General features: G+C 67.4%; 24 protein-coding genes and 3 tRNA genes. 15 read left to right on the top strand and 12 right to left on the bottom strand.

Annotation, left to right across the window (positions count from 1 at the left end; translation table 11 throughout):
* Nucleotides 1-129 precede the first annotated feature (129 nt).
* Entirely contained in the window at nucleotides 130-1,242 is a 1,113-nt protein-coding gene (locus ACFVVI_RS16945; protein ID WP_379312393.1) for a nitric oxide synthase oxygenase, read from the bottom strand.
* Nucleotides 1,243-1,518: 276 nt separating this feature from the next.
* Nucleotides 1,519-2,595, bottom strand: coding sequence for a histidinol-phosphate transaminase (gene hisC, locus ACFVVI_RS16940; RefSeq protein WP_378996822.1), 1,077 nt, complete (start codon nucleotides 2,593-2,595; stop codon nucleotides 1,519-1,521).
* 89 nt (nucleotides 2,596-2,684) lie between these two features.
* On the opposite strand from hisC, the gene ACFVVI_RS16935 reads away from it, so the two are divergent.
* The 3 genes from ACFVVI_RS16935 to ACFVVI_RS16925 all read left to right on the top strand — a co-directional run bounded on the left by ACFVVI_RS16935 (nucleotide 2,685) and on the right by ACFVVI_RS16925 (nucleotide 3,697).
* Entirely contained in the window at nucleotides 2,685-3,401 is a 717-nt protein-coding gene (locus ACFVVI_RS16935) for a dienelactone hydrolase family protein (RefSeq protein WP_387445952.1), read from the top strand.
* A gap of 93 nt (nucleotides 3,402-3,494) precedes the next feature.
* Nucleotides 3,495-3,584 (top strand) — tRNA-Ser (locus tag ACFVVI_RS16930).
* Between the two features lie 40 nt (nucleotides 3,585-3,624).
* Nucleotides 3,625-3,697: transfer RNA gene (locus ACFVVI_RS16925), tRNA-Arg, on the top strand.
* 56 nt (nucleotides 3,698-3,753) lie between these two features.
* Here the strand turns inward: ACFVVI_RS16925 and ACFVVI_RS16920 are convergent.
* Nucleotides 3,754-4,803 (bottom strand): isopenicillin N synthase family dioxygenase, encoded by a 1,050-nt coding sequence (locus ACFVVI_RS16920; RefSeq protein ID WP_378994490.1) that lies wholly within the window; start codon nucleotides 4,801-4,803, stop codon nucleotides 3,754-3,756.
* 145 nt (nucleotides 4,804-4,948) lie between these two features.
* On the opposite strand from ACFVVI_RS16920, the gene ACFVVI_RS16915 reads away from it, so the two are divergent.
* A complete protein-coding gene (locus ACFVVI_RS16915; RefSeq protein ID WP_378994488.1) occupies nucleotides 4,949-6,127 on the top strand; it encodes a nitrate ABC transporter substrate-binding protein in 1,179 nt (392 codons plus the stop codon).
* 69 nt (nucleotides 6,128-6,196) lie between these two features.
* On the opposite strand, the gene ACFVVI_RS16910 is transcribed toward ACFVVI_RS16915, so the two are convergent.
* Nucleotides 6,197-6,922, bottom strand: coding sequence for a maleylpyruvate isomerase family mycothiol-dependent enzyme (locus ACFVVI_RS16910; protein WP_378994486.1), 726 nt, complete (start codon nucleotides 6,920-6,922; stop codon nucleotides 6,197-6,199).
* Nucleotides 6,923-7,065: 143 nt separating this feature from the next.
* The gene (locus tag ACFVVI_RS16905; protein WP_387445951.1) at nucleotides 7,066-7,461 is read right to left on the bottom strand and encodes a RidA family protein; all 396 of its coding nucleotides are present in this window, start codon (nucleotides 7,459-7,461) and stop codon (nucleotides 7,066-7,068) included.
* A gap of 85 nt (nucleotides 7,462-7,546) precedes the next feature.
* Here ACFVVI_RS16905 and ACFVVI_RS16900 point away from each other — a divergent pair, with 85 nt between their 5' ends.
* Nucleotides 7,547-9,127, top strand: a complete 1,581-nt coding sequence (locus tag ACFVVI_RS16900; protein ID WP_387445950.1) for an esterase-like activity of phytase family protein — start codon at nucleotides 7,547-7,549, stop codon at nucleotides 9,125-9,127.
* On the opposite strand, the gene ACFVVI_RS16895 is transcribed toward ACFVVI_RS16900, so the two are convergent.
* A complete protein-coding gene (locus tag ACFVVI_RS16895) occupies nucleotides 9,120-9,800 on the bottom strand; it encodes a DUF998 domain-containing protein (RefSeq protein WP_387445949.1) in 681 nt (226 codons plus the stop codon). The two genes, ACFVVI_RS16900 and ACFVVI_RS16895, sit on opposite strands and share 8 nt — an antisense overlap.
* Before the next feature lie 147 nt (nucleotides 9,801-9,947).
* On the opposite strand from ACFVVI_RS16895, the gene ACFVVI_RS16890 reads away from it, so the two are divergent.
* Nucleotides 9,948-10,076: a hypothetical protein gene (locus tag ACFVVI_RS16890; protein ID WP_387445948.1), complete on the top strand. Its 129-nt coding sequence runs from the start codon at nucleotides 9,948-9,950 to the stop codon at nucleotides 10,074-10,076.
* Between the two features lie 12 nt (nucleotides 10,077-10,088).
* On the opposite strand, the gene ACFVVI_RS16885 is transcribed toward ACFVVI_RS16890, so the two are convergent.
* Nucleotides 10,089-10,580, bottom strand: coding sequence for a very short patch repair endonuclease (locus ACFVVI_RS16885; RefSeq protein WP_387445947.1), 492 nt, complete (start codon nucleotides 10,578-10,580; stop codon nucleotides 10,089-10,091).
* Nucleotides 10,577-11,710, bottom strand: a complete 1,134-nt coding sequence (locus tag ACFVVI_RS16880) for a DNA cytosine methyltransferase (protein ID WP_378638684.1) — start codon at nucleotides 11,708-11,710, stop codon at nucleotides 10,577-10,579. Before ACFVVI_RS16880 ends, ACFVVI_RS16885 begins: the two co-directional genes overlap by 4 nt.
* Nucleotides 11,711-12,046: 336 nt before the next feature.
* Between ACFVVI_RS16880 and ACFVVI_RS16875 the strand changes: the two genes are divergently transcribed.
* From ACFVVI_RS16875 to ACFVVI_RS16865, 3 genes are read left to right on the top strand one after another with little or no spacing between them, the layout of a single operon-like run.
* The gene (locus ACFVVI_RS16875) at nucleotides 12,047-13,876 is read left to right on the top strand and encodes an ABC transporter ATP-binding protein (protein WP_387445946.1); all 1,830 of its coding nucleotides are present in this window, start codon (nucleotides 12,047-12,049) and stop codon (nucleotides 13,874-13,876) included.
* On the top strand, nucleotides 13,873-15,732 hold the full coding sequence (locus ACFVVI_RS16870) for an ABC transporter ATP-binding protein (RefSeq protein WP_387445945.1): 1,860 nt from the start codon (nucleotides 13,873-13,875) through the stop codon (nucleotides 15,730-15,732). The genes ACFVVI_RS16875 and ACFVVI_RS16870 overlap by 4 nt, the downstream gene beginning before the upstream one ends.
* 49 nt (nucleotides 15,733-15,781) lie before the next feature.
* Nucleotides 15,782-16,399 carry a putative glycolipid-binding domain-containing protein gene (locus tag ACFVVI_RS16865; RefSeq protein ID WP_378994471.1) on the top strand — a complete coding sequence of 206 codons (618 nt, stop codon included), beginning with the start codon at nucleotides 15,782-15,784 and terminating at the stop codon, nucleotides 16,397-16,399.
* A gap of 15 nt (nucleotides 16,400-16,414) precedes the next feature.
* Here ACFVVI_RS16865 and ACFVVI_RS16860 read toward each other — a convergent pair whose 3' ends face one another.
* Nucleotides 16,415-17,362, bottom strand: coding sequence for a prephenate dehydrogenase (locus tag ACFVVI_RS16860; protein WP_378994468.1), 948 nt, complete (start codon nucleotides 17,360-17,362; stop codon nucleotides 16,415-16,417).
* 58 nt (nucleotides 17,363-17,420) lie between these two features.
* Here ACFVVI_RS16860 and ACFVVI_RS16855 point away from each other — a divergent pair, with 58 nt between their 5' ends.
* The 3 genes from ACFVVI_RS16855 to ACFVVI_RS16845 all read left to right on the top strand — a co-directional run bounded on the left by ACFVVI_RS16855 (nucleotide 17,421) and on the right by ACFVVI_RS16845 (nucleotide 18,543).
* Entirely contained in the window at nucleotides 17,421-17,960 is a 540-nt protein-coding gene (locus tag ACFVVI_RS16855) for a tRNA adenosine deaminase-associated protein (RefSeq protein WP_378638527.1), read from the top strand.
* 11 nt (nucleotides 17,961-17,971) lie between these two features.
* Nucleotides 17,972-18,406 (top strand): nucleoside deaminase, encoded by a 435-nt coding sequence (locus ACFVVI_RS16850; protein WP_378638685.1) that lies wholly within the window; start codon nucleotides 17,972-17,974, stop codon nucleotides 18,404-18,406.
* Nucleotides 18,407-18,452: 46 nt separating this feature from the next.
* Nucleotides 18,453-18,543 (top strand) — tRNA-Ser (locus tag ACFVVI_RS16845).
* Between the two features lie 16 nt (nucleotides 18,544-18,559).
* Here ACFVVI_RS16845 and ACFVVI_RS16840 read toward each other — a convergent pair.
* Entirely contained in the window at nucleotides 18,560-19,528 is a 969-nt protein-coding gene (locus ACFVVI_RS16840; protein WP_387445944.1) for a GlxA family transcriptional regulator, read from the bottom strand.
* A gap of 303 nt (nucleotides 19,529-19,831) precedes the next feature.
* On the opposite strand from ACFVVI_RS16840, the gene ACFVVI_RS16835 reads away from it, so the two are divergent.
* Complete coding sequence (locus ACFVVI_RS16835; protein WP_378638529.1) at nucleotides 19,832-20,080, top strand: hypothetical protein; 249 nt, start codon at nucleotides 19,832-19,834, stop codon at nucleotides 20,078-20,080.
* A 40-nt stretch (nucleotides 20,081-20,120) separates the two neighbouring features.
* Here ACFVVI_RS16835 and ACFVVI_RS16830 read toward each other — a convergent pair whose 3' ends face one another.
* Together ACFVVI_RS16830 and ACFVVI_RS16825 are read right to left on the bottom strand one after the other, a co-directional pair.
* On the bottom strand, nucleotides 20,121-22,412 hold the full coding sequence (locus tag ACFVVI_RS16830) for an MMPL family transporter (RefSeq protein WP_378994460.1): 2,292 nt from the start codon (nucleotides 22,410-22,412) through the stop codon (nucleotides 20,121-20,123).
* Nucleotides 22,413-22,588: 176 nt separating this feature from the next.
* The gene (locus ACFVVI_RS16825) at nucleotides 22,589-24,883 is read right to left on the bottom strand and encodes an MMPL family transporter (RefSeq protein WP_378994458.1); all 2,295 of its coding nucleotides are present in this window, start codon (nucleotides 24,881-24,883) and stop codon (nucleotides 22,589-22,591) included.
* Nucleotides 24,884-25,084: 201 nt separating this feature from the next.
* Here ACFVVI_RS16825 and ACFVVI_RS16820 point away from each other — a divergent pair, with 201 nt between their 5' ends.
* Complete coding sequence (locus tag ACFVVI_RS16820; RefSeq protein ID WP_379313779.1) at nucleotides 25,085-25,681, top strand: TetR/AcrR family transcriptional regulator; 597 nt, start codon at nucleotides 25,085-25,087, stop codon at nucleotides 25,679-25,681.
* An 83-nt stretch (nucleotides 25,682-25,764) separates the two neighbouring features.
* Nucleotides 25,765-26,241: an Rrf2 family transcriptional regulator gene (locus tag ACFVVI_RS16815; RefSeq protein ID WP_358102957.1), complete on the top strand. Its 477-nt coding sequence runs from the start codon at nucleotides 25,765-25,767 to the stop codon at nucleotides 26,239-26,241.
* Nucleotides 26,242-26,278 lie beyond the last annotated feature (37 nt).

Raw genomic sequence — 26,278 nt, 5'->3', positions numbered from 1 at the left:
GTTGGGCTCGTTCGCCGGCTCCGCTGGGGGTTGTTGGATGATCAATCGGGCGTAGCGTCCGGCACGACCGGATTCGGCTACGTCACAGCAAATACCCGGTCGGTCGCGAGTCAAACAGCCCGCCGTAGCTCAGTCTCGGCGGACGAAATTCGGTCGAACGTCCAGGTCGGGCGCGTCGTAGTAGCGGTGGAAGGTGGGCGTCAGCCCGGACGAGATGGGCGGATTGACCCAACTCCAGTCGGTCGGGCACGCGCGCCCGGCGGCTTCCTCGCGCTGGACGTGATCGCAGAACTGCTTGGCCACGGTGTGGTGGTCGACCATGTGCACGCCGGATGTGCGAAAGCTGTGCAGCACAGCATGATTGAGCTCGATCAGCGCCTTGTCCCGCCACAGCGTCCGCACCGACGAGGTGTCGAGACCCATCATGTCGGCGATCAGCGGCAGCATGTTGTAGCGATCGGTGTCGCTGAGGTTGCGCGCGCCGATCTCGGTGCCGACGTACCAGCCGTTGAAGGGAGCGAAGGGGTAGCAAACACCGCCCACCTCCAGGTCCATGTTCGAAACGGCGGGCAGCGCGTGCCATTTCAGGCCGAGTGCGGCGAACCACGGGTAGTCGGGGTGGATCAGGTCGACCTCGCGGACCAATTCGCGCGGAACGTCGAAATACTGCACGTCCTCGGTGGGTGTGGTGATCAGCACCGGCAGCACGTCGAACGGCGTACGCGCCCCGCGCCAGCCCAGCTCCAGCGCCTGTTCGGTGGCCGCGATATTGGCCGGATCACCGGTGACGGTGCCGTCGCCGTTGCGGTAGCCGGCATAGCGGATCAGCTGCGAGCTCTCGATCCGGTACTCGCCGCCGCCGGGTTCGGCCGCCGGGCCGACCGTGATCATCGACTGAATCGCGCCGCCGTTGGTGGCCAGGCGCAGATGTTGCCAGCACACCTCGGAAAGTTCCCGCGCGGAAGTAACTCGGCGGGCGTCGAGTAGTTTCAGTGATCGCCAATGTTTGCGGCCGACACAGCGAGCGTGGTTGCGCCACGCCAGTTTCGCGCCGATCAAGATCTCCTCGGCGGTCTGGGTATACGTCCCGGTATCGCGCAATTCGGCGAGCGCGCCGAGGCGACGCTGGGTGGGCAGGTGCCCGAGTTCGGGGTAGCGGAAGAACTCGTCGCAGTCGCGCAGGCGACGATCCAGCTCGATCGGCGGCGGCACGGCGACATCGACATCGGGCGCCAAAGTCACTGTGGGGGTTGATTTTTCGCAGACGGCAGGGCGAGAGCCTTGATTCACGGTATATCTCCGGTCGGGCAGCAGGGTGCGGGGCCGTGCGGGTGCACCCTCCGACGCGGGAAGATTGCCCGCCGAGAACACATTCACTCGACCGGTGGCGCGCCGACCGGGTGATCGGTCGACCCGAAATCAGCTTCGGCAAGCCTACGACCGGTGTGCTGGCGGTGTGCTCGAATTCGGGGTAATCCCACGGCAACCCGCGTCAAGGGTTGCTGACCGTGCGCCGGACTAACGGAATCGGGCCGCCGTTTCGGGTGCGGTGGCGAAGCTGAGGAACTGCTCGTTCTCGTGCGGATCGCCGACCGTCACCCGCACACCGTCACCGGCGAACGGCCGAACCAGCACGCCCGCAAGGGCACTCGCCTCGGCGAACTCGATACTGCGCTCGCGCAACGGCAACCAGACGAAATTGGCCTCGCTCGGCGGCACCTCGTAGCCCGCGGCCAGTAGCGCCTCGCGCAGCTGATGCCGTTGCGCCACCAGCACATCGGTGCGATCGAGCAGTTCGCCACGCGCCTGCAACGAGGCGATCGCGGCCGCCTGCGCGATCCGGTTCACGCTGAACGGAATGTGGACCTTCAGCAGCGCTGCGATCACCTCGGGATCGCCCACCGCGTAGCCGACGCGCAGCCCGGCCAGCCCGTAGGCCTTCGAGAATGTGCGCAGCACAACCACATTCGGCCGGGTGCGGCCGATCTCGACGCCGTCGGGGCGGGTCTCGGGCGTCAGCCGCAGGTACTCGTAGTAGGCCTCGTCGAGCACGACGAGAACGTGCGCGGGCACCCGGTCGAGGAACCGCTCCAGCTCGGCGCGCCCGTGCGCGGTGCCGCTGGGGTTGTTCGGGTTGCACACGAAGATCAGCTTGGTGCGCTCGGTGACCGCGTCGGCCATCGCGTCCAGATCGTGCAGGTGATCCTCGGTCAGCGGTACCCGCACCGCGGTCGCGTTGCCCACCTGCGTGACGATCGGGTAGGCCTCGAACGAACGCCACGCGAACACCACCTCGTCGGCGGGGGCGTCGCAGGTGATCTGCACGAGTTCCTGGCACAGCGCCACGCTGCCACAGCCGACCGCGACATTCGCCACGGTGACCTCGAGGAACTCGGCGAGCGCCGCCCGCAGCTCGCTGACCTGATTGTCCGGATAGCGGTTGGCCAGCTCGGCGGACTCCGCGATCGCCTTGGCCGCGCTCGGCAACGGACCGAAGGTCGTCTCGTTGGACGCGAGCTTCACCGCATCCGGGTGGTTACGGCCGGGAACGTAGGCCGGGATGGTGGCGAGGTCGGGGCGGATGTGCGCGGTCACGCCTCCACCCTACGATGATCGGCCGCCGCGACATGCGGCACGGCCGTCCAGACCTACCCAAGTGCAGTTCTGCCGCCTACGCTGGGTTTATGCCGGGCACTTACGACGACGTCGCCCCCCTGCGGCCGGTGGATGCCGACACGGCCGCCGTCGCGCGGCGCACTGCCGTGCCGATCACCGTGGTGGAGCCCGAACGGGTGGCCCGCGGTGGCATCGTTGTCCTGCACGAATCCCGAGAATTCTCCCCCCAGCTACTCGATCTGATGCGGGCGCTGTCGTTCGAGGGCTGGATCGTCGTCGCGCCGCATCTGTTCGACCGCATCGCCGACGCGCAGCGACACGAGGTGTTCGGTGACGAACTCTTCGACGACTTCGACGCCGGTTTCGACTGGCTCACCGGCCGCGGCGTCTTCCCTGACACGATCGGCGTTCTGGGCTTCGACAGCGCGGGCACCGCGGCCTTCCTCGTCGCCGCCACCCGCCCGATCGGCGCCGCGGTGAGTGTGGCCGCCCCCGGCATCTCCGAACCGCTTCCCGACCAGAACGCGGCCCTGATCGACATCGCCGCCGACCTCCAGGCCCCTTGGCTCGGGATCTTCGGCGCGGACGACCCGGCCACCCCACCCGAGGCGGTCGACCGCCTCCGCGAGGCCACCGCGAAGGCGGATGTGGCCAGTCTCACAATCACTTATCCGGGCCTGAGTCGCCGTGTCGACCGATCCGATCCCGAAGACGAGGCGGCCACCGCCATTCGCATCGACTCCCAGACTCGTATCTACGACTGGTTCGACAGCAACTTACGCTGATTGACCAGGCGTTTTGGACTACTACCACTGCTCGTGTAATCTTCATTCCCGGCGGTTCGACAAGGACCGGTGCCCTCGAAAGAGAAGGCTCCAGGAGGCGTGCCAGAGCGGCCGAATGGGACTCACTGCTAATGAGTTGTCCCTTCACGGGGACCGGAGGTTCAAATCCTCTCGCCTCCGCCACACCCAGCTTGCTGGGTAACAACTGAAGATGCACCACCATGCGCCCGTAGCTCAACGGATAGAGCACTTGACTACGGATCAAGAGGTTAGGGGTTCGAATCCCTTCGGGCGCACCGAAATCGACCCCGTATCTGTAGATACGGGGTCGATTTTTTCGTGGGAGGTGTGGTCAATCCGGGCTGGTCGCTGCCAGGACTCTGGCGGTTTCGCGGGCGGTCGGGGCGGGGGTGGCTATTCCTTTGAGGCCGGCGACTTTCGCGTTGATGTTGTCGGCGACGGTGATCGGGGGGTAGCCCTGTTCGCCGGGGGCGAGGGTGCCGGGGAGGGCTTGGATCACCGCGTCGTGGTTGCCGTCGAAGAAGAAGGCGGCGGAGCGGCGGCGGCGGATGTGGCCGTCGATGATCGGCGGATCGACACGGTGGAGGGTGGACATCCAGCGGTCGTTGGTCCAGCGGGCCATCGCGTCGCCGAGGTTGATCAGTAGAGCGCCTTGCGCGGGCTGCACGTTGTGCCAGTGGCCGTGTTTGTCGAGCACCTGCAGACCCGGGACGCGGTCGGCCCACAGGATGGTGAGGATGCCGAAGTCGGTGTGTGCGCCCATGCCGGTCATGTCGCCGTCGAGACGCAGTTCGCCCTCTGGCAGGGCGTAGTTGTTCATCTTCAGCGCGTCGATGGAATGGTCGGTGAGGGTGTCGAAGTAGTCGGCGGGTAGCCGCAGGGCTGCGGTGAAGGCGCGCAACAGGATTCGCGACAGTCGCTGTGCGTGGGCGAAGTAGGTGTCGATCGCGGGACGGAAGCCCGGCGCGGCCTCGGGCCAGTTATTGGCGGCATACGACGACGCGGGTAGGTCGAGGCCGGGGAAGTCGGTGGACTGGGTGCCGACGATGAAAGCCTCGTAGAAGTCGTTCATCTGATTCGCCGTGGGCAGTCCCAGACTCAGGCTCAGCGATTCCGACCTCGGCGGCGAGTAGCCACGGTTCTCCGAGGTCGAGCGCCGGTAGCGCTTCTTGATGTCGAGTGGCAGTGCGAAGAACTCGTCGAGCGCGTCGGTGAGTCCGGCCAGTACCTCGTCGGGGATGGCATGGCCGACGATCTGCATGAAGCCGACCTCGCGGCAAGCGGTGTCGATTGCGGCGGCGACCGCCGCGCGACCGGCATCGTCGGTGCCGGTCAGAAAGGGAGTGATGTCGATGGTGGGGACGGTGAACGGGGACGTCATCTCTTCAGGGTCTATTGCATGTATTGCCTCCGCATTACAGAACTGATGGAAGAGCAGACATGTAGTGAGTACGTAACGGTCCGGAAATCGACCACAAGTTGCATGTAGTCATCGCGCAGAGGGGCGCGACGACCAGGAGGACGACATGCAGAACCACCGACACCGCAGGCGCGCCGCGACCTCGGGAGCAGTGCTGTTGGCGGCGCTGCTCGCCGTCGCCGGTTGCGGCACCGATTCCCCGGATCAGGGTGGCGCCGCTGTCGCGCTCGAACCCGCGGCGCCCGCGCAGACACTGCGCGGGGTGTGCCCGGACACGGTCACCATCCAGCTGCAGTGGCAGCCGCAATCCGATCAGGGCGGGTTGTTCCAGCTGCTCGGGCCCGGGTACCGCGTGGACGAGGAGACCAAGTCGGTCGAAGGGCCGCTGGTGGCAGGCGGTAAGGACACCGGTGTGCGGTTGCAGCTGCGCGCGGGTGGGCCCGCGATCGGTTTCCAGTCCGTCCCCTCGCGCATGTACGTCGACGACACCGTCACGCTCGGGGTGGTGCACGGCGAGCAGGTGATCGCGGCGAGTGCCGCCAAGTCTGTCGTCGCTGTCACGCCGCTGCTGAAGTACAGCCCGTCCATTCTGATGTGGGATCCGGCGAGTCACCCGGACTGGCGTTCGATCGCCGACATCGGCCGCTCGAACGCGCCCGTTGTGGTGTCGAAGGAGCAGATCTTTCCGCAGTGGCTGGTGGCCAAGGGCCTGCTGAAACAGTCGCAGATCGATACCGGATACGACGGCGCCCCGGCCCGCTTCGTCGCCGACCCGACGATCGCCCAGCAGGGTTTCGCCAGCGCGGAACCGTACGTCTACGAGCACGAGGCCCGTGCCTGGAACAAGCCGGTGGCCTACGACCTGATCAAGAACTCCGGCTTCGACACCTATGCCTCGAATCTCACCGTGCGCGCCGACACAGTCGACGGACTGGCACCGTGTCTGGCCAAGTTGGTACCGATCGTGCAGCAGGCCGGCGCCGACTTCGGCTCCGCACCAGCCGACGCCAATGCCAAGGTCGTCGATATCGTGTCCCGCACACCGGCATTCACTCCCTATCCGGCAGGTGAGGCGGAGTTCGCCGCGAAGCAGCTCGTCGAGCTCGGCCTGTTGGCCAACGAGGCCGACGGCTCCTTCGGCACCTACGAGCAGGCTCGAACCCAGCGCAACCTCGAGGACCTGCGGCCGATCCTGGTGGCAGGCGGTGCGGCGATCCCACCGGCGCTGACAGCGGGCGAGATCTTCACCAACCGCTTCACCGACCCGAAAATCGGCATTCGCTGACCACGTGGAACCTCCGAACTGTGCTGGAGCGAAGGTTCTTTCGTAGGTCGCGAGGTTTCCCTGTCGGGACTACTTCCAAGCCGGGAGCGGCGGTAAGGGGCCGGTCAGGTCGCTACCTGAGGTACGGCCGACGAGCCAGCCGAGGAGGGCGGTGGCGGGGCCGAGGACGGTGTGGTGGGGACGGCCAGGGCCGACGGTGGCGATGAAATCTGTGTCGGTGGACTGGATGTCGAAGGTGGGGGTGGCTTCGGGCTGGAGTTTGGCGGAGAGGTCCGCGATGGTCTCGGGGAGAAGCCGCGCGACGAAGGGGGCAGGCCAATCGGCGGCGGTGTAGCCGACGTCGAGGTCCACGTGGTGGATCTCGGTCTCGCGCAGGCGCATCCAGGGGATCTGGTCGGCGGTGAGGGTGCCGCCCTGGCGGTTGCGGACCTCGACCTGCCAGTCGGCGGCGGGCATGGTGGTGGCGACGGCCTGCCAGCGGTGCGCGGTGGCGGTGAAGTCCGCGTGCTGCACGGTCAGCGGTCGGGGTGCGCCTGCCTCGATATCGGCATCACGAATGGCGACGCTCGGGTACTGCGGCATCTCGATGCCGGTGCGGGCCCACAGCAGCAGGTTCAGCAGGCTGTCGGCATTGCGTGCCATGTGCGCCAGCACGTGACCGCGCGTCCACCCCGGTAACAGGGACGGTTCGGCCAACGCCGGATCGGTGAGGGTGCCGATGGCGGCGTCGAAGCGCGCGGTGGAGGCGGCGACCTGATCGAGCAGGTCGGTGGGAGTAGCCGTTTCGCTGGTCACGGATTCGAGGGTAGTGCGCCGCCGTCGCCACGGACGCGAGAACGACGGCGTCGAACCTGCTCTGTGGGCAACTCCGAACCTGTGGACAACTGGGGATTATCGGCCGTCGACGCCGGATCGCCGGAGCGGCTCCGTGTGACGATTCAGCTAGCGATGATCGCGTCGGCCTCGATCTCCACCAGCAGGTCAGGGGCGATCAGCGCGGTGACCTCATACATGGAGGCCGCGGGGCGGATCGTGCCGAACACTTCGGCATGGGCGGCCGCGACCTCGGGCCAGCGGGCGATATCGGTGACGAACATGCGCGTGCGCACCACGTCGCGCACGCTTGCCCCGGCCTGCTCCAGCGCCGCGGCGATGCGAGCCAGGACCTCACGGGTCTGGGCCCCGATATCGTCGCCGCCGACAGCGCCACCACCGGCGACAGCGGCGGTGGTACCGCTGACGATTACCTGGTCGCCGACCCGTACCGCTCGCGAATACCCGACGACATCTTCGAAATCGGAGGCTGAGGAAATGTTCACCCGAGTTGTGGTCATGGTTGCCAGAATGGTCCACCGCGTGGTGGAGGACAATTCATTTCCCGGTCGTCTCGTGGTCGGATCGCGACGGTATGCATGGCAAATGAACGTGCGTCCAGGTCTTCGTCTTTTCCCTCTCACCGCAGCTTTGTGCGCCGCCGCCGTGGTGGCGGGCTGCTCGTCGCCGGACTCCGCGGCCGGCTTCACCGCCGGCAAGGACCAGCCGCTGGTGATCTCGCTCGACGACCTGGTCGCCAAGGCGGGTACCAGCGCGGTGCTCGGGGTCAGCCTCGAGCCCGAGCACGGCAATGTCACCCGCCGGGCCGACGGCGCCTACGTCTACACCCCGAGCGCCGGCTACACCGGTCTCGACCAGTTCACCGTCACCACCACCGACGCGGTTCGCCTCTACACGACCGATATTCCGGTGCTCGGCGAGTTCGGTGGCACCACGGTGCAGGGCAGTGGGTTCGGCTCGGCCTGGACCGCGGTGCCCGGTAGCACCGACGAGTTCTACGGGCTCACCGACCGCGGCCCGAACGTCGACGGTCCGGCGAAGAACGAGAAGCTCTCGCCCACACCGGGTTTCGTGCCCAAGATCGGCCGGTTCAAGCTGGTCGACACCAAGGCCGTGCTGCAGTCGAGCATCGAACTGCGGAGCAAGTCGGGCGTGCCGTTCAACGGGCAGGTCGACACCTCGGCGAGCACCGGCGAGACCATCAAGGACCTCCAGGGCAATGTCCTGCCGCCCACCGATCACGGCATCGATCCCGAAGGCCTCGTTGCACTGGCCGACGGCACCTTCTGGATCTCCGACGAATACGGTCCGTTCCTGGTGCATTTCGATGCCACGGGCACCGAGATCGAGCGGCTCGCGCCCGGCAGCGGCCTGCCGAAGGAGATCGCGCTGCGCACACCCAACCAGGGCATGGAGGGGCTGACCATCACTCCCGACGGCAGCACCCTGGTCGGCATGGTGCAGAGCGCGCTCAACACCCCCGGACTGAGCGGCTCGGCCAAGGAGGTGCCGTTCGCGCGGATTGTGACCGTCGATCTGAAGACCAAGGCGCAGAAGGAATTCCTGTACCCGCTGGAAAACCCGAAGCAGTCGAAGGTCGCGGTCTCGGAGATCACCGCGCTGAGCGCCACCACGTTCCTGGTCGACGAGCGTGACGGCAACCTCGCGCCCAAGTCGGACAAGAAGATCTGGACCATCGACATCGCGGGCGCGACCGATGTCGGCCCGCAGTCCGCCGTGCCGGGCGCGACTTACGACGCCGAGAAGGGCGGCCTGCTGATCGACGGCAAGCCCCTGGAGACGCTGATCGGGGTCACCCCGACCACCGAAGCCGTCGCCGCGCTGACCAAGGCGGGCGTCACCCCGGTCGCGAAGAAGAGCAACCTCGACCTCTCCGCGCTGGTCGCCGCACTCGACGAGAAGGGCGGGTTCTTCGGTCACGACAAGATCGAGGGCATCGCCACCCTCGACGGCGGCAAGACCATCTACATCGCCAACGACAGCGACTTCGGCCTGGCCGCCAGCCAGGGTGAACAGCCCCCGTTCGGGCTGAAGCCCAAGACGCTGCCCAACGGTGCACAGGACACCGGCGAGGTGCTCGCGGTGGACACGACCAAGCTGCCGGCGAAGATCGACGGCTACACGGTGAAGATCACCGTCAAGTAGTCCACTCGCGGGCTTCGACGAGTACCGCGGTGGCCAGGGCGAGCAACCACAGCGACATGGTTCCGACCTGGATTCGCTGGGCTATGCCGAGCGCGTAGGAGCCGGACAGGTTGTCGGCGACCATCATCCAGATGGTCGCCGCCGACCCGAGAACCAGTACGGCGACACCGAATTCCCGCAGGATCCGCCAGCGGTGGTAGCGGTAGGCGGCGGCGCTGAAGGCGAACGCCGCCACCGCGATCGAGGTGACGGCCAGTGTGCTCGTGAGCGCGTGCGGTTGATGCAGTTGCGGAAACAGTCCGCTGTCGCCGCCGCACGCGCTGTCTCCCGGGGCGCAGTCGTGGAGCGGGAGCAGGGCGTCGGCGATGGTGGACGCGCCGAAACACAACAGCGCTGTCCAGCCGATCGTGGTCAGCCGGCGGCGCCGGAAAACGAGCAGTCCGCCCAGCGCCGCGGGGATCAGCAACAGGCCGACCACGGTGTCGGCGGTGCCGAACACCTCACGGTAGGGCTTGCCCTCGGCATCGAGTTCGCTGAGGAAGTCGTTGACCGGGTCGGTGTCGATCGGCAGCGCGAATTCCAGCAGCCAGGACGAGTAGCACAGGCCCGCGATCGCGATCGCGATCGCGATCAGCAACGAGTAGCCACGGGTGTGCCGTGCGAATTCGGTCACACCGACCATTGTGCGTGTCCGGCCGCCACCGCCCGGATCAGGCGCGTCGAAAGCGGGGACGTGGTTTCATCGTGGCAGCACAGGCACGCACAGGTTGCTGTCAGGTTCGCCGTGCAGGGTGTTTGGTAACCAACGGAGAGGTCCTCGATGAGCTACATGATCGCGCTGGCAGGTTTTGCCACGATCCTCGCGCTGGCCGTGTCCGGATTCGTCGCGGCGGAGTCGTCGCGCGCACGGGTGCGGGTTCGCGCCGAACGCAGTCCGCGTCGTCGCTGAAGAACTCGATATTCACCGGTCAGGATTGGAGCGTTTCACCAGTGCGGTGATCCGCTTGGCCGCCGCCTGCGGATCTTCGTGCTCCCACACCCGGATGACCGCCCAGCCCGCCGCTGTCAACGCGATGTCGGTGGCGCGATCGCGGGCGACATTGCCTGCCAGCTTGTCGGCCCACCACTGCGCGTTGTTCTTCGGATCGGTCGCGTGGTCAGGGCAGCGATGCCAGAAACAGCCGTCGACGTAGACGGCGATGCGCAGTCGTGGAAACACCACATCCGCGCGACGGCGCTGACCTTTGATGGGCGGACGGTCGACGAAATAGCGCAGTCCCGCCCGGTGCAATTCGCGGCGTAGTGCCAGCTCGGGAGCGGTATCAGCGCGTCGCTGCTTGGACATGCGCGCGCTTGTGGCGGCGTCGGTGACGAGCTTGCGCGCAGCGGATGACCTCGACGAGGCGGCGGACTCGTCGGGCGATTCCCGGTTGTCTGCCCGCCGCGCGCTCATGCCGCCCAGCCGCCCATGCGGTCGAGGTGATCCCGGACGTCGTCGAGGAATCCGGGCGGGAAGCGCAGGCTTCCCATCTCGGTGCGGCGCAGGAATCCCGCCGTCGCGCGGGGAGAGAGCAGGCGGGGCTCGGTGAGGAAGTTCTTCAGGTCCTCGTAGGGCTCGTGGACCGGCCAGGTCGAGAGGGGGACGCGGTGCACGACGCCCGCGTGTCCCCAGGCGGCGCTCGGCCACGGCTGGCCCGCGGCTATCGGCTCTCCCACGGTGAGCGGGTCCGACGGCGCGGCCAGGCGTTCGCCGACCCAGTTCGCCATCCGCACGCTTACCGCGTTGCCCACCAGTTTCCAGCGATGACCGTGGCGCACGCCGGGAACATCGAGGGCGGGGGCGGTCCAGTCGGCGTCGAACCCCTGTAATCGTTCGCCGTCGACGATCCCCGGCGTCACGATCTCGCCCGCGGGCAACCGGACCGCGGGCGGACTGGCGATGCCGAGACCGGAACCGCCCTTGAGGGTGGGCACCGCGTTCACCGCCCAGCCGAGGCCGCGCACACCCTCGGTCCAGTAGAAGCCGCACGGATCGCAGTCCGGATCGCCGTAGTCGCGGGGACCGGCGTCGTCGCCGAACAGCACCTGGCGGGGGTCCTCGGTGCGCGAAGCCAGCATCAGCACGCGCTGACGTCGTTGCGGCAAGCCGAACGCGCGACCGTCGACGACCCGATAGGCCCAGGCGTACCCGAGCTCCTCCAGCGCGGCGGTGATGTGGCGCATGGCCGCGCCGCGACCCAGCTGCAGCATGAACGGGACATTCTCGATCAACAGCCACCGCGGTCCGCGCTGCCTGCGGACCAGCCGGAAAACCTCGTCGACCAGGCCGGATCGACGACCGGTGATGCCCGCGGTGCGCCCGGCTTGTGAGAGGTCCTGGCACGGGAAACCCGCCGCGACCAGCTCGGTGCCCGCGGGGAGCGACCGCAGGCGGGTGATGTCGCCGTGCAGGTCGGTGTCGGGGAACCGCGCCGCGAGGACACCCTGGGCACCGGGATCGATCTCACACAGCAGCTCCGACGCCCAACCATGCCTGCTCAGACCGAGTTCGAGCCCGCCGATCCCGGCGAACAACCCGACCATCCGCGACAACGAGACTCCTGTGTTTTCGGAGCGCCGGCGCGCTCGGGTTAGCGGCCACCGGGTGGTCCGCTCTTCAGCGACCCGTTCCCTCGCGCCTGGGGCGAATTGTATCGGTCCCCTGAACAGGTGCGGGCCGCGAACGAATCCTTCCCGACGACGGGTGCCGCGTGGCTCGGCAGGGGGTAGACGGGTGGGCTCGGGCCGAGGAAAATCGGTGGCCGGGGGTGGGGGTGCTCTGGGACTCTTGATGGGCCGAACTTGTCGGACCCAAGTGCGAACATCACCTGGCGTCCGTACCGGAAAACCAACCAGCCGACCGGACATCAAGGGGGAGTTTTGTCTGTCACATCAGAGCTGGCGGCCGCCGAATCGGAGGCCGACAGATCGGAGCGGCCGTCGCCGCAGTCGAGTGGGGGAATGCGGTCGCTGCGGCGATTTCTGCCCTTTCTCCGGCCCTACCGGGTGCCGCTGCTGCTGGCCAACGCGCTGGCGATCGTCACCGCGAGCACCGCGATCGCGATTCCGCTCGTCATCGCACGGGTGGTCGACGGGCCGATCGCGCGGCGCGATTTCGTCGGTCTGCTGGCGCCGGTCGCGCTGATCTTCCTGCTCGGATCACTCGAATCGTTCGGTATGTGGGGCAGGCGATGGCTGGTGTCCAAGCCCTCGACGATGTTCGAAATCACCATGCGCGCCAAGCTTTTCACGCAACTGCAGGCCCTCTCGATCGGCCGTCACGACGGCTGGCAGTCGGGTCAGCTGCTCTCGCGCGCCATCGACGATCTGTCGGTGCTGCGGCGGTTCGTCGCGTTCGCCGGTCCGTTCCTCATCGTCAACGGGGTGATCATGCCCACCGGGCTGATCGTGTTGTTCGCGATGAACTGGCAAGTGGGACTGATCTTCACGGTGACCTCCCTGCCGCTGACGCTGTTCTGCGCGCGCTTCGTCCGCCGCTTCGAGGTGGCCTCGCGGCGTTCGCAGGACCAGTCCGGCGACCTGGCCACCATCGCTCAGGAATCGGCGCAGGGCGTGCGGGTGCTCAAGGCGCTGGGGCGCGGCCGCTTCTTCGGGACGCGTTTCACCGCGCTCTCGCGCGAGCTGCAGCGCACGGAAATGGAGAAGGTGCGCCTGGACGCCACGCTGTGGGCGGCGTTGGTGACCTTGCCGACCGTGTCGATCGCGGTGTCGCTCGGGGTGGGTGGCTACTCGGTGGTGCACGGCTCGATGACGATCGGCACGCTGGTCGCGAGCATCACGCTGGCCACGTTCCTGCAGTGGCCGATCATCTGGCTCGGCTTCCTGCTGTCGGAGCTGTTCGAGGCGCGCACCGCGGCCGATCGATTCTGGGAGATCATCGACACCCCGCTCGACATCACCGACCCGCCGCACCCGGCGGAACTACCTGACCCGCTGCGCGGGGAACTGGTCATCGACCGGGTCCGCTTCGCCTACCCGCGATCCGGGGGCGGTCCGGACCACACCGTGCTGGAAGAGATCTCGCTGCGGATCCGGCCGGGGGAGACGGTCGCGCTCGTCGGCGCGACGGGTAGCGGCAAGACCGCGCTGCTCGAGCTGATTCCCCGGCTCTACGACGTCAGCGGCGGCCGGATCACCATCGACGGTGTCGACATCGCCACGCTGCGCCTGGCGGAGCTGCGCCGGGTGGTGACGGTGGCTTTCGAGGAACCGGTGCTGTTCTCGGCCAGCGTGCGCGAGAACGTGGCACTGGGCGACGCGCGTGCCACCGATGTCGACGTGCGGCAGGCGCTCGATATCGCGCAGGCGAGCGAATTCGTCGACGCGTTGCCGTGGGGGCTCGACACCCGCATCGGTGAGCAGGGCCTGAGTCTGTCGGGCGGCCAGCGTCAGCGTCTGGCCCTGGCCAGAGCTGTGCTCACCGGCGACACCGCCGCCCATGGCCGGATCATGGTCCTCGACGACCCGCTGTCGGCGCTGGACGTGGAAACCGAAGAGCGCGTGCAGGATCAGCTGCGGGCGGTGCTCTCCGGCGCGACCACTCTGCTCGTCGCGCACCGGCCGTCCACCGCCGCGCTGGCCGACCGCGTCGCGCTGCTCGCCGACGGACGCATCGTCGCCGAGGGCAGCCACGAGAAACTGCTGCGCACGAGCAGCCACTACCGCGAACTGATGGGAGGTGAAGCATGAGCACCGAGACGGTGACGACGGAAAAGGAAGTGCCGGAGGAGAAGTCCGATCTGGCGGCCGACTGGCGCGGTATCGCCAAGGAGGACGACGCCGTCACCGGGACCGGAAACCTGGTGCTGGCCGGGCGATCCCGGCGATTGCTCCTCGATCTGGTGCGGCCCTACCGCAAGCAGGCGATTCTCACCTTCGTCCTGATCCTGCTCGACAACGCGGCCAAGGTGTCGCTGCCACTGTTCATCGCCTACGGGCTCGACCACGGCATCAGCCAAGGCCGCCAGGGCAATTGGACGCCGATGATCGCGACCGTCGCCGGATTCGTCGCGGTGACGTTGCTGTCGGGACTCACCACGTTCGCCTTCCTGCGGGCCTCCGGGTCGCTGAGTCAGCGGGTGCTGTTCGACCTGCGGGTGCGCGCGTTCCGGCACACGCAGCGATTGAGCGTGTCGTTCCACGAGAAGTACACCTCGGGCAAGGTCGTCACCCGGCTCACCAGCGATATCGAAGCACTCCAGGAACTGCTCGAAGGCGCGCTGAATCAGGCGCTGAGCGCGGTGATCTCGGTGGTGACCATCGCTGCCCTGCTGATCTGGCTCGACCCGCTGCTCGCCTCGATCGTGCTGATCGGGTTCGTGCCGCTGGTGCTGGTCACCCGGTGGGCGCAGCGGCGTCAGCGCGCGGGCTACCGGCGCACGCGCGGGGCGATCTCGCGCGTTGTCGTGCAGTTCGTCGAGTCGATGAGCGGCATGCGGGCGGTGCAGGCGTTCCGGCGCGAACATCGCAACGAGGAGGTCCTCGGCGTCGAGGATTCGGCGTACCAGAAGGCGACGACCACCGCGGTCCGCGGGATGGGCGACTACGTCGGGCTCTCCAACTTCATCGGCAAGCTGACCACGGTGATCGTGCTGCTGGTCGGCGCCTGGCAGGTGATGGAGGGCAACCTCGCGATCGGTGTGCTCGCCGCGTACCTGCTCTACCTCGACCAGTTCTACGGTCCCCTCGACGAACTCGCGCAGGTGTTCAACTCCTACCAGTCCGCCGCCGCGGCGCTGGAGAAGATCTCCGGCGTGCTCGAGGAGGAACCGGCGGTCGCCGAACCCGAACGCCCGGTGACACTCGAGCGGGCGACCGGTGCGGTGCGGATGGACCAGGTCTGGTTCGGCTACAACACCACGTCGGTGCTGCCGGAATTCGACCTGGAGATCCCGGCCGGACAGGTGGTGGCGCTGGTCGGTGCCACCGGTGCGGGCAAGTCGACGCTGGCGAAACTGCTCACCCGGTTCTACGACCCGAGCGGTGGCGTCATCACGCTCGACGACGTGGATCTGCGCCACCTGGCCGATGTCGAGCTGCGCAGGCACGTCGTGATGATCACGCAGGAGGCCTACCTGTTCTCCGGCACCATCGCCGACAACATCCGGCTCGGCAGGCCCGAGGCGACCGACGCCGAGGTCACCGCAGCCGCGCGCGCGGTGGGGCTGGATGCCTTCGTCGGCGGGCTTCCCGACGGCTACGCCACCGACGTGCGCACGCGTGGCGGCAGGCTCTCGGCGGGCCAGCGTCAGCTGGTGGCGTTCGCACGGGTGTTCCTGGCCGATCCGGCGGTGATCGTCCTCGACGAGGCCACCTCCAGCCTGGATATCCCCGGTGAGCGGCTGGTGCAGCACGCGCTGGAGACCCTGCTGCGCGACCGCACTGCCGTGATCATCGCCCACCGGCTGTCCACCGTGGCCATTGCCGACCGGGTGCTGGTGCTCGACGGCGGCCGGATCGTGGAGGACGGCGCACCGGCCGAGCTGATCGCGGGCCAGGGCCGCTTCGCAGGATTGCACGCCGCATGGCGGGATTCGCTGGTGTGATGCGCCCGTGTTGTGCAGCGCCGGGGCTGGTGTCGCTTACCGTAGAGAGGTGACGACCCCAGCCCCGGGCCCGGCCGACGGCCCCACCGAGATCAGACCTGCCTCCCGGTGGCCTGCGGTGCTCACCTGGCGTGCCCACGACAACACCCGCATGGAATCGGTGCGGGTGACGGTGAACGGCAATCGGATCAGGGCGGCGGGCCGGATGATCGGCTGCGCCGGCGATGAGCACCCGGCATTCAGCGCGTCGTACGACCTGGTCACCGACGAAGCGGGCGCGACGCGACGGTTGTCGCTGCGCACCACCACGGCGGCCGGTGAACGCCATGCCTCGATCTCGCGCGACGAGGAGAACTACTGGCTCGTCGACGCCGGCGGCACGCACGTGCGCTCCACCTTCGGCGGCGCCCTCGACGTCGACGTGGTGCTGAGCCCGTTCTTCAACACCCTGCCGATCCGCCGGTTCGGCCTGCAGAACGCCGTCGGCGACGTCCAGGTCCCCGTCGTCTACGTGCGACTACCCGACCTGCTGGTGCAGGAGGCCGAGCTCATCTACTCGAGCGCGTCCGACGGGATCAACGTCCTCTCGCCGGTCTCGAGCGCCACCCTGACGGTCGATCCGGAGGGTTTCGTCCTCGACTACCCGGGGCTGGCCGAACGCGCCTGATCTCGCGAGAGGTACTCAGAGCGCGCGGAGCACCCCACCGTCACGACCGGCGCGGTGAAGTTCACCGAGCCAGTCGCCGGCGCCGGGCGTGATGCCGGTGATGTTCCAGGTCGTGCGGTCGTCGTAGGCGGTGCGGCCGCGGAAACCCGTCTCGACGAGTTCGCCGAGACGGCTGTCCGCGCGCAGGGATTCGCGGGCAGTGACGAGTGTCTCGATGGCCTCGTCGAGCACCCGTTCCAGCGCGGTCGCGTTCGGCTCGCAAATGGCACGCACGAGGTCGGGCGCGGTACCCGCGACGCGGGTACCGTCTCGGAACGAGCCCGCCGCCAGGCCGAGCGCCAGCTTCCCGCCCGCGGCCCCCGCCGCGGCCAGCGCTTCGGCCAGCACATGCGGCAGGTGCGAGATCCGCGCGACAGCTCGATCGTGTTCCTCGGCGAGCACCGGAACCACCACCGAACCACAGTCCAACGCGAGCCGCACCACTCGCGACCACGGTTGCACCCGCGTTCCCTCGTCCACTCCCACCGCCCAGACCGCACCCTGGAAAAGATCGGAATCAGTGGCAGCCCAACCGGATTGGGACGTTCCCGTCATCGGATGCCCGCCAACGTACAAAGCCTCGAGTCCGTGCTTTCGCACCGCGTCCAGCACCGGCCCCTTCACGCTCACCACATCGGTCAGCGGGCACCCGGGCGCGAGCACGGCGATGTCGGCCAGCAGGTGTTCGACCGCGGGCATCGGCACCGCGATCACCAGCAGCGCGTCCAGCTCGGCAGCCCGGACCAGCACCGCGGACAGGTCGCCGGACACCTCGAAACCGTCCTGACACGCCGCGGAGACGCCGGATTCGGAGCGGTTGTAGCCGAACGCCCGGTACCCCGCCGCGACGGCGGCGCGCAGCAGCGAACCGCCGATCAGGCCGGTCCCGAGGACGCACACAGCCCCACGCTCGTCGATGCTCATCCGAACAGATTGGCACACGAGTTCATCATTAGGGGTGGGACAGACTACCGTTTGGTCCATGGCAGCACAGCGCTCGGGCACGAACAGGGCGACGTCGGATGACGACTTCGACGTCGAAGGGTTCGCAGTGGCCGTGGTCCGCGAAGAAGGCACATGGCGGGTCAGCCCGCTCAGCTCCGATGCCCTGCACGATCTGTCGGCCGCCGAGACCGAATTGAAGGCTTTGCGCAGCTCAGGTGCGGTGTTCGGCCTGATCGACGTCGACGATGAATTCTTCATCGTGTTGCGTCCCGCGCCGAGCGGCACCCGTCTGCTCGTCTCCGACGCCACCGCGGCGATCGACTACGACATCGCCGCCGACGTCCTCGACGCGCTCAATGTCGAGATTCCCGACATCGACCCCGACGATCTCGACGACGTCGAACCGTGGGAGGAGGGCGACCTGGGCGTCCTGGCCGACCTGGGCCTGCCCGAACCGGTTCTCAGCGTGATCATCGCCGACACCGACCTCTACCCCGACGAGCAGCTCGGCATGATCGCCCAGCGTCTCGGTTTCGCCGACGAATTCGCCGCGGTCCTGGACAAAATGCCGAGGTGACCGACGAGGAGATGATGCGCGCCGCCCTGGCGGCCGCAGCCGACGCCGACCCGCGCGATGTGCCGGTCGGCGCCGTCGTCTTCGACGCGCAAGGTCGTGAACTGGCCCGCGCCACCAACGCGCGCGAAGCCCTCGGCGACCCCACCGCGCATGCCGAAGTCCTGGCCTTGCGCGCGGCCGCGGCAGTCCACGGCGACGGCTGGCGACTCGAAGGCGCGACCCTCGCTGTCACCCTCGAACCGTGCACGATGTGCGCGGGCGCCCTGGTGCTGGCGCGAATCGGCAAGGTCGTGTTCGGCGCCTGGGAACCCAAAACCGGTGCCGTCGGCTCGCTCTGGGACGTCGTCCGCGATCGCCGCCTCAACCACCGCCCCGAAGTCCGCGGCGGCATCCTCGAACCGGACTGTGTCGCCCTCCTCGACACCTTCTTCAAAAACCAGCGCTGACCAGCCGATTTAACAATCTCGCACCCACTCCGGTACCGTAGTCGGCGGTGGCGTGTCCGAGCGGCCTAAGGAGCACGCCTCGAAAGCGTGTGAGGGGTAACCCCCCTCCGAGGGTTCAAATCCCTCCGCCACCGCCATGAGCCCCTCACTTGTTCACGCAGGTGGGGGGCTTTTTCTTGCCCGAAAGGTGCGCCGGTACGACGACGGCGAGGTCCGCACGGCTCGCGTGAAATGGTGCCGGAAGGTGACCGGGGTGGCGAAACCGGCTGCGGTCGCGATTTCCTCGATGGGCGCGTCGCCGGTCTCGAGCATGGCCAGTGCCGCCTGAATCCGCTGGGCGATCAGCCATTTGCTCGGCGTCGCCCCGGTTTCCCGGACGAAATGGCGCAGGTAGGTGCGCGGTGAGAGTCCTGCGACCCGGGCCAGATCGGGTACGCCGATCGGGTCGGCGAGGTGTTCGAGCGCCCAGGAGAGGCTGCGGGCGATGGGGGCGTCGAGGGGTTCGGGGGGCATGGGCGATTCGATGTATTGAGCTTGGCCGCCCGCGCGGTGGGGCTGGATGACGAGGCGGCGGGCGACGGCGTTGGCGACGGACGCGCCCAGGTCGTTGCGAACCAGATGGAGCGCCAGGTCCAGCCCGGCGGCGCAGCCCGCGCTGGTCAGGATGTCGCCTTCGTCGGTGTAGAGGGGCTCGGGGTCGACCTCGACCAGGGGGTAGCGCTCGCGCAGCAGGTCGGCGTATCGCCAGTGCGTGGTGGCCCGGCGGCCGTCGAGCAGGCCGGCGGCGGCCAGGGCGAACGCGCCGGAGCAGATCGACACGATCCGGGAGCCGTTGCGGTGCGCCCGGCGCAGCGCGTCGATCAATTCCGGCGAGGTCCGCGCGCGCGGGTTGGCGACGCTCGGGACCACGACCGTGTCGGCGGCGGCGAATTCCGCGAGACCGTACGGGCTGGTCATGGTCGCGCCGCCGATCACGCGGACGGGTTCGGGGGTTTCGGTGCAGATTTTCAGCTCGTACCAGGGCTGCTCGATATCGGGCCAGGTCAGGCCGAAGACCTCGATGACGATGCCGGTTTCGAACGCCGTCATCCCGTCGTACGCCAGCACGGAGACAGACTTCATGTCTAAATCTTAGCGATAGTCGTCATCTATGCCACTTCTCCCGATGACACGGAAGTCCGACCATGGAGATATGTTGAAGCAACTCAAGGACTTCGCCATCGGAATCCACACCGCGAACGCGATCCGGCACGGCATCCGCCCACCTGTCGCGGCTCGGCCGGAAAGCCGGAAGTCGCGGTGCGGGGGAGCGCGGACCACCCGGTAGCGGCAAGATCTGTCGTCGGGTATTCACCTCGTCCGACCTGCGGTGTATTCCTCGCGTAATAGACTGGGTTACACCGAATCCGGGAAGGAACGATGATTATGCGCGGGCGACAGCCGCCACCCGCGAAGTCCGGAATCGGGCTCGGGGGAAAACTTCTGGTTCTCATCGTGCTCGGCTGGGTCGCTGTCGGGCTGCTCGCGGCCGGCCAGCGGCACCACTTCGCCCACCTGCCCAAGCAGTGTTCGGACTGGGCGACCATCGCGGTCACCGCCGCGGCGGGGCCCGCGAACTACATCGGGCTCAATCCGCGCGTCACCGAATGTCAAGTGCCGCAGCCGAGTCAGTAGCGAAACGGCCGGGGAACACGAGTTCCCCGGCCGTCGACGCTCAGCCTTGCGGTAGCGGCGCGACCTGCCGCTGTTCGGCCTGGACCTCGCGCAGCCGCGAGCCCTCGATGTCGATATCGGGCACGATCCGGTCCAGCCACTTCGGCATCCACCACGCCCACTTGCCCAGCAGCACAAGCAGAGCGGGAATGAGCACCATCCGGACGACGAACGCGTCCAAGGCCACGCCCGCGGCCAGCGCGAAGCCCATCGACTTGGCGGTGACATCGGATTCCAGCAGGAACGAACCGAACACCGAGATCATGATGATCGCCGCGGAGGTCACCACGCGCGCTCCGTGGTGATAACCCTTGATCACGGCCTCGGTGGGGTCGGCGCCGTGCACGTATTCCTCGCGCATGCGGGTCACCAGGAACACCTGGTAGTCCATGGCCAAGCCGAAGACCAAGCCGATCAACATGATCGGCAGGAAGCTCACCAGTGGATGTGGATCCTTGATCAGCCCGAGCTCGCCCTCCTGGAAGATCAGCACGGTCGCGCCGAAGGTGGCGCCCATCGACAGCAGGAAGCCGAGCGCGGCGGTGAGCGGGACCAGGATGGACCGGAACACCAGGATCAGCAGGATGAACGCCGCGCCCGCCACGATCGCCATGTACGGCACGATCTTGCTCAGCAGGACATGGTCGATGTCGGCGTAGATGGCGGTGGTTCCGGTGATGCCGTACGACATCTTGTACTGCTCGTTCAGATCGGATTCCGCAGCGCGCGCCGACTGCACCAGATCCTTCGTCGACTGCGCGTTGGGCCCGGTCTTGGGTATGCCGTTGATCAGGGCGCCCGCGCCGTCCTTGCTCATCTGCGGCTCGGTGACCAGATCCATGTCGGGGTAGGACTGTAGCTTGTCGCGCAAGGCATTCAGCGCCGCCTGCCGCTGGTCAGCGGGGGTTTCGCTGAGGTCGACGGCCACCTGCAAAACACCGTTGCTGCCCTCGCCGAAGCCTTCGGTGCGCAGATCGTAGGCCTTACGGACGGTGGTCGACTTGGGCAGGCTGTCCTCGCCCGGCAGGCCGAGATTCAGGTTCAGCGCCGGTGCGGCGAGCAGGCCGAGCACCACGATGGCCAGGATCATCGTGACCGCGGGGAACTTGGCGATCCCCCTGGCCACCCGGGTGCCGTTGGTGACGACGCTGTCGTCCTCGGGATCGTGCTGGGCGATCAGCGGCAGTTTCGGCTTGAACAGCGCCTTGCCGAAGGCGCCGAGCAGCGCGGGCATCAGGGTGATGGCGGTGAGCACGGCGAACGCCGCCGCGATGGCGCCACCCAGACCCATGAACGTCAGGAACCTGACCCCGACGATGCTCAGCCCGACCAGCGCGATGATCACGGTGAGCCCGGCGAACACCACCGCCGAGCCCGCGGTACCCAACGCGGTACCGGCCGCTTCCTCGGCGGAATCCTGCACCGCCAGTTCGTGTTTGTAGCGCGAGACGATGAACAGCGCGTAGTCGATGGAGAGGGCGATGCCGATCATCGAGGCCAGGAACGTGGTGAAGCTCGGCACCGACAGCACCGAGGTCGACAGGAAGATCAGCGAGGTCGCCGCGCCCAGCCCGACGATCGCGGTGATGATCGGCACGAACGCGGCGACGATGGCGCCGAACGCCACGATCATCACCACCAATGCCACGGCCATACCGATCATCTCGGACTTGCCGCTCGGCATCTCCTGTTCCATCGCGATGGTGCCGCTGATCTCGACCGTCAGCCCGGCCGCGCGGGCGGAGTCGCCGGCGTTGTAGGCGGCCTCGCGTTCGTCGGCGGTGATGTCGGCGAAGTCCTTGATCGCGAACGGGACACTGAAGTACGCGACGGTCTCGGGTGCGGTCTCGTTCAGCACATTCAGGGGCGCGCCACTGCAGGTCGACGGATCGGGTTGCCCGGTGAGACAGCCCATTTCCTCGGTCGCGGTGATCGGATTCACGATCGGTTCGGCATGGTCGACGATGTCGAGCTGCTCGAGGTCGGCGATCAGGTCATCGATCGCGGCGCGGTTGGCCGGGTCGGTGAGCTTCTGGCCCGCGGGCGCTCCCACAACATAGGTACCGGTCACCGCGTCGAACGCGAACGCCTCCGACATACCGGGGAAGTGCTTGTCGAGGATTTCGGTGGCCCGTTCCGAGGGCAGGTTCGGCATGCTGAAGTCATCGGTCATCGGCTTCTGCAACGAGGATCCCAGCCCCGCGAGCACCATGAAGAGCAGCAACCAGACGGGCAGCACAATCCATTTGCGGCGAAAGGCCAGCTTGCCCCACCGGTAGAGATAGATGGACACGGTTCTTCTCCTCGTGGATCGGTGCGGAGCGCGGATCGGAGGTGTAGCCGGGTCGAACTAGCCCTGAGTCTGGTGCCCAGCAACGGTGATATCAAGCACCGGTGCAGCGCGGATGCCGAAAACGAACGGCCCCGCAATCCGGTAGCGGATTGCGGGGCCGTGCTCGAGGTCTCGGGTCAGCCGACCGAAACCGGGTGCTTCACCGTTTCGACGTTCTCGGTACGCAGCTGCTCGAGCTTCGCACCCTCGACGTCGATATCGGGCACGACGCGGTCGAGCCACTTCGGCATCCACCACGCCCACTTGCCCATGATCACCAGCAGCGCGGGCACCACGACCATGCGAACGATGAACGCGTCGATCGCCACACCGGCGGCCAGCGCGAAACCGAACGACTTGGCGGTGACGTCGGTCTCCAGGATGAAGGAGCCGAACACCGAGATCATGATGATCGCGGCCGAGGTCACCACGCGCGCACCGTGGTGGTAACCGGCGACCATCGCGTCCTTGGCCGACTTGCCGTGCACGAATTCCTCGCGCATGCGGGTCACCAGGAACACCTGGTAGTCCATGGCCAAGCCGAAGACCAAGCCGATCAACATGATCGGCAGGAAGCTGACCAGTGGCTGCGGATCTTCGATCAGGCCGAACTTGCCCTGCTGGAAGATCAGCACCGTCGCACCGAAGGTGGCGCCCATCGACAAAAGGAAGCCGAGCGCGGCGGTGAGCGGGACCAGGATCGAGCGGAACACCAGGATCAGCAGGATGAACGCGGCACCGGCCACGATCGCCAGGTACGGCAGGATCTTGCTGAGCAGTACATGGTCGACATCGGCGTAGATGGCGGTGGTGCCGGTGATGCCGTACTCCATGCCGTACTGCGCGTTCAGATCCGCTTCCGCGCCACGCGCTTCGGCGACCAGATCCTTGGTGTCCTGGTTGTTCGGACCGGACTTCGGGACACCGTTGAGCATGGCGCCCTGGTTGTCCTTGCTCCACATCGGCTCGGTGACGTAATCCATGCCCTCGTAGGACTCGAGCTTGGCGCGCAGCGCGCCGACGGCGGCCTCGCGCTCACCCTCGGGCGTCGCACTCAGGTCAGCGGCCACCATGAGCACACCGTTGCTGCCCTCGCCGAAGCCTTCGGTCCGCAGGTCGTAGGCCTTACGGATGGTGGAGGTCTTCGGCATGCTGTCGTCACCGGGCAGGCCGAGGTTCAGGCCGGCGGCGGGCGCGGCGAGCGCGCCGAGCACGATCACCGACAGGATCAGCGCGACCCACGGCGCCTTGGCGATCAGCTTGGCGAAACGCTGGCCGTTGGTGACCGAGGTGTCGTCGTCGGGATCGTGCTGCGCCACGATCGGCAGCTTCGGCTTGAACAGCGACTTGCCGAAGGCGCCCATCAGCGCCGGCATCAAGGTGACGGCGGTGAGCACGGCGAACGCGGCGGCGATGGCGCCACCCAGACCCATGAAGGTCAGGAATTCCACGCCGACGATGCCGAGCGCGCCGAGCGCGATGATGACGGTGAGACCGGCGAACACCACGGCCGAACCGGCGGTACCGAGCGCGGTACCCGCGGCTTCTTCGGCCGAATCACGCACGGCCAGTTCGTGTTTGTACCGGGAGACGATGAACAGCGCGTAGTCGATCGACAGCGCGATACCGATCATCGAGGCCAGGAAGGTGGTGAAGCCGGGCACCTCCATCACCGAGGTGCCGAGCATGATCAGCGAGGTCGCCGCGCCGAGGCCGACGATGGCGGTGATGATGGGCACGACCGCGGCGACGATGGCGCCGAAGGCCACCACCATCACGATCAGCGCGACACCCATGCCGATCAGTTCGGACTTGCCGCTCGGCTGTTCCTGCTTCATCGCGATCGAGCCGCTGAGTTCGACGGTCAGCCCGGCGTTGCGGGCTTCGGCGCCGACCTCGAAGGCGGCGTCGCGCTCGGCGTCGGTCACGTCGGTGACGGCCTTGATGGTGAACGGGACGCTGAGCACGCCGACGGTGCCGGGTGCGGTCTCGCTCAGCACGTTGAGCGGGGCCGACGAACACTTCGACGGGTCAGGGGCGGCGAGGCAGCCCATCTCCTCGGTGGCCGCGATGGGGCTGGCCAGCTTCTTCTCGTGATCGACGATCGACAGGTCGTTGAGCTTGGCGATGAACGCGTCGATCGCGGCCCGGTTGGCCGGGTCGGTGAGCTTCTGCCCCTCCGGCGCGCCGATCACGTAGGTGCCGGTCACGGCATCCATCGAGAACTGCTCCGACATGCCTTCGAAGTGCTTGTCGAGGATCTCGTTGGCGCGGGCCGACGGGAGCTCGGGCATGCTGAAGTCGTTGGACATCGGCTTGCTCAGGGTGGCGCCGAGGCCGCCGAGCAGCACGAACAGCAGTAGCCAGACCGGCAGGACAATCCATTTACGGCGGAAAGCGAACTTTCCCCATCTGTACAGGTATACGGACACGCGTGTGCTCCTAGCGCGAAGAACGGGTGGGTGGCATGGCTCGTAGACAGCACTCGCGGGCCACCCCTGCGGGACCCGCCTCCACAACATCGTTTTCTGCCTACCGTGCGGTAGGTAGACTACCTAGTGGATAAGTGGAGGAGCAACCTCAATATTGGGGGCGCCGGATCCGTCACATCGAATCATGGGAGGATTGCCGCCATGCCCGCCCGAGACATCGCCGACACCGTCACCGCAGGTGGGGGTACTAAACAGGCGATCCGCGACGCCGCAGTGCAGCTGTTCGCCGCCAAGGGTTTCGAACAGACGAGCCTGCGCGAAGTAGCGGATGTGGTGGGAATCACGAAGGCTTCGCTCTATTACCACTACGCGTCGAAGCTCGATCTGCTTCTGGCGATCATCGATCCGATCATCGATCACATGCGCGACATCGTCGAGGACATCGAGGCCGTTCCCTACAACGACGAAGGCATTCGCGCGGTCCTGCGCACCTACCTGCGCGGCATGATCCGCCATCGCGACGCGGGGGCGCTCTGCGTGCGCGACACCGCGGCCATCGTCAACGCCATCGCCGATCGCTATCCCGACCTGATGGAACCCACCCGTGAGCTGCGGCTGTGGCTGGCCGGGCCCGATCCGACCCAGAACTCGATGCTGCGTGCCGCCGCCGCCATCGAGGTGCTCGGAGTGGCGCTGCTGTCCTCGGAGCTGGCACCGGGCGCCACCGACGAGCTGGTCGAGAAGACTCTCCTCGACGCGGCAACCTGCGTACTGACCGGCTGTATCAATTCGGCGTGAGCGGGCGGCCCGCGTGGTGACGCTTCGCTACCGCCTCCGGCCGCTGACCGCTCGATCCAGGAGCACCGCGTAAGTTCGACACCGTGCATATCACCGCCAGGGTCGATTACGCGGTGCGAACGCTGCTCGAGCTCGCCGCGGCCGACGGAGTCGTCAAGTCCGAGGCCATCGCCGCCGCCGCACAGATCCCACCGAAGGTGCTGGAGACGGTGCTGGCCGAACTGCGTCGCGCCGAGCTAGTGCTGAGCAGGCGCGGGCCCGACGGCGGGTATCGCCTCGGCAGGCCCGCGACCGAGATCTCGGTGGCCGATGTGATCCGCGCCGTGGAGTCGCCGCTGGCGTCGGTGCGCGGGCAGCGGCCCGAAGATGTGCGGTATCCGGGCGCGGCGGAACCGCTGCAGCAGGTATGGATCGCGCTGCGGGTCAATATTCGGGCCGTGCTGGAGAACGTCTCCATCGCCGACGTCGCCACCGACCGGCTGCCCGGTTTCATCGGTGAACTGGTCGCCGACCCCGGCGCCTGGGTGCGTCGCGAGCCGCGTACACCCGCAGGCACATGAAGTTGTCCACAGGCTGAGAGTTGTCCACAGGGCAGGT

This window comes from Nocardia sp. NPDC058114, assembly GCF_042884695.1.
Classification (GTDB): Bacteria; Actinomycetota; Actinomycetes; order Mycobacteriales; family Mycobacteriaceae; genus Nocardia.
This window is presented reverse-complemented; position numbering and strand designations above follow the sequence as displayed.

Bases quoted from the DNA above. Each gene is read 5' to 3' on its own strand.
- ACFVVI_RS16935 (WP_387445952.1), top strand. From the start codon at position 2,685: ATGCCGGGCACTTACGACGACGTCGCCCCCCTGCGGCCGGTGGATGCC.
- ACFVVI_RS16920 (WP_378994490.1), bottom strand. From the start codon at position 4,803: ATGACGTCCCCGTTCACCGTCCCCACCATCGACATCACTCCCTTTCTG.
- ACFVVI_RS16915 (WP_378994488.1), top strand. From the start codon at position 4,949: ATGCAGAACCACCGACACCGCAGGCGCGCCGCGACCTCGGGAGCAGTG.
- ACFVVI_RS16905 (WP_387445951.1), bottom strand. From the start codon at position 7,461: ATGACCACAACTCGGGTGAACATTTCCTCAGCCTCCGATTTCGAAGAT.
- ACFVVI_RS16900 (WP_387445950.1), top strand. From the start codon at position 7,547: ATGAACGTGCGTCCAGGTCTTCGTCTTTTCCCTCTCACCGCAGCTTTG.
- ACFVVI_RS16890 (WP_387445948.1), top strand. From the start codon at position 9,948: ATGAGCTACATGATCGCGCTGGCAGGTTTTGCCACGATCCTCGCGCTG.
- ACFVVI_RS16885 (WP_387445947.1), bottom strand. From the start codon at position 10,580: ATGAGCGCGCGGCGGGCAGACAACCGGGAATCGCCCGACGAGTCCGCC.
- ACFVVI_RS16880 (WP_378638684.1), bottom strand. From the start codon at position 11,710: ATGGTCGGGTTGTTCGCCGGGATCGGCGGGCTCGAACTCGGTCTGAGC.
- ACFVVI_RS16870 (WP_387445945.1), top strand. From the start codon at position 13,873: ATGAGCACCGAGACGGTGACGACGGAAAAGGAAGTGCCGGAGGAGAAG.
- ACFVVI_RS16860 (WP_378994468.1), bottom strand. From the start codon at position 17,362: ATGAGCATCGACGAGCGTGGGGCTGTGTGCGTCCTCGGGACCGGCCTG.
- ACFVVI_RS16855 (WP_378638527.1), top strand. From the start codon at position 17,421: ATGGCAGCACAGCGCTCGGGCACGAACAGGGCGACGTCGGATGACGAC.
- ACFVVI_RS16850 (WP_378638685.1), top strand. From the start codon at position 17,972: ATGATGCGCGCCGCCCTGGCGGCCGCAGCCGACGCCGACCCGCGCGAT.
- ACFVVI_RS16840 (WP_387445944.1), bottom strand. From the start codon at position 19,528: ATGAAGTCTGTCTCCGTGCTGGCGTACGACGGGATGACGGCGTTCGAA.
- ACFVVI_RS16835 (WP_378638529.1), top strand. From the start codon at position 19,832: ATGCGCGGGCGACAGCCGCCACCCGCGAAGTCCGGAATCGGGCTCGGG.
- ACFVVI_RS16820 (WP_379313779.1), top strand. From the start codon at position 25,085: ATGCCCGCCCGAGACATCGCCGACACCGTCACCGCAGGTGGGGGTACT.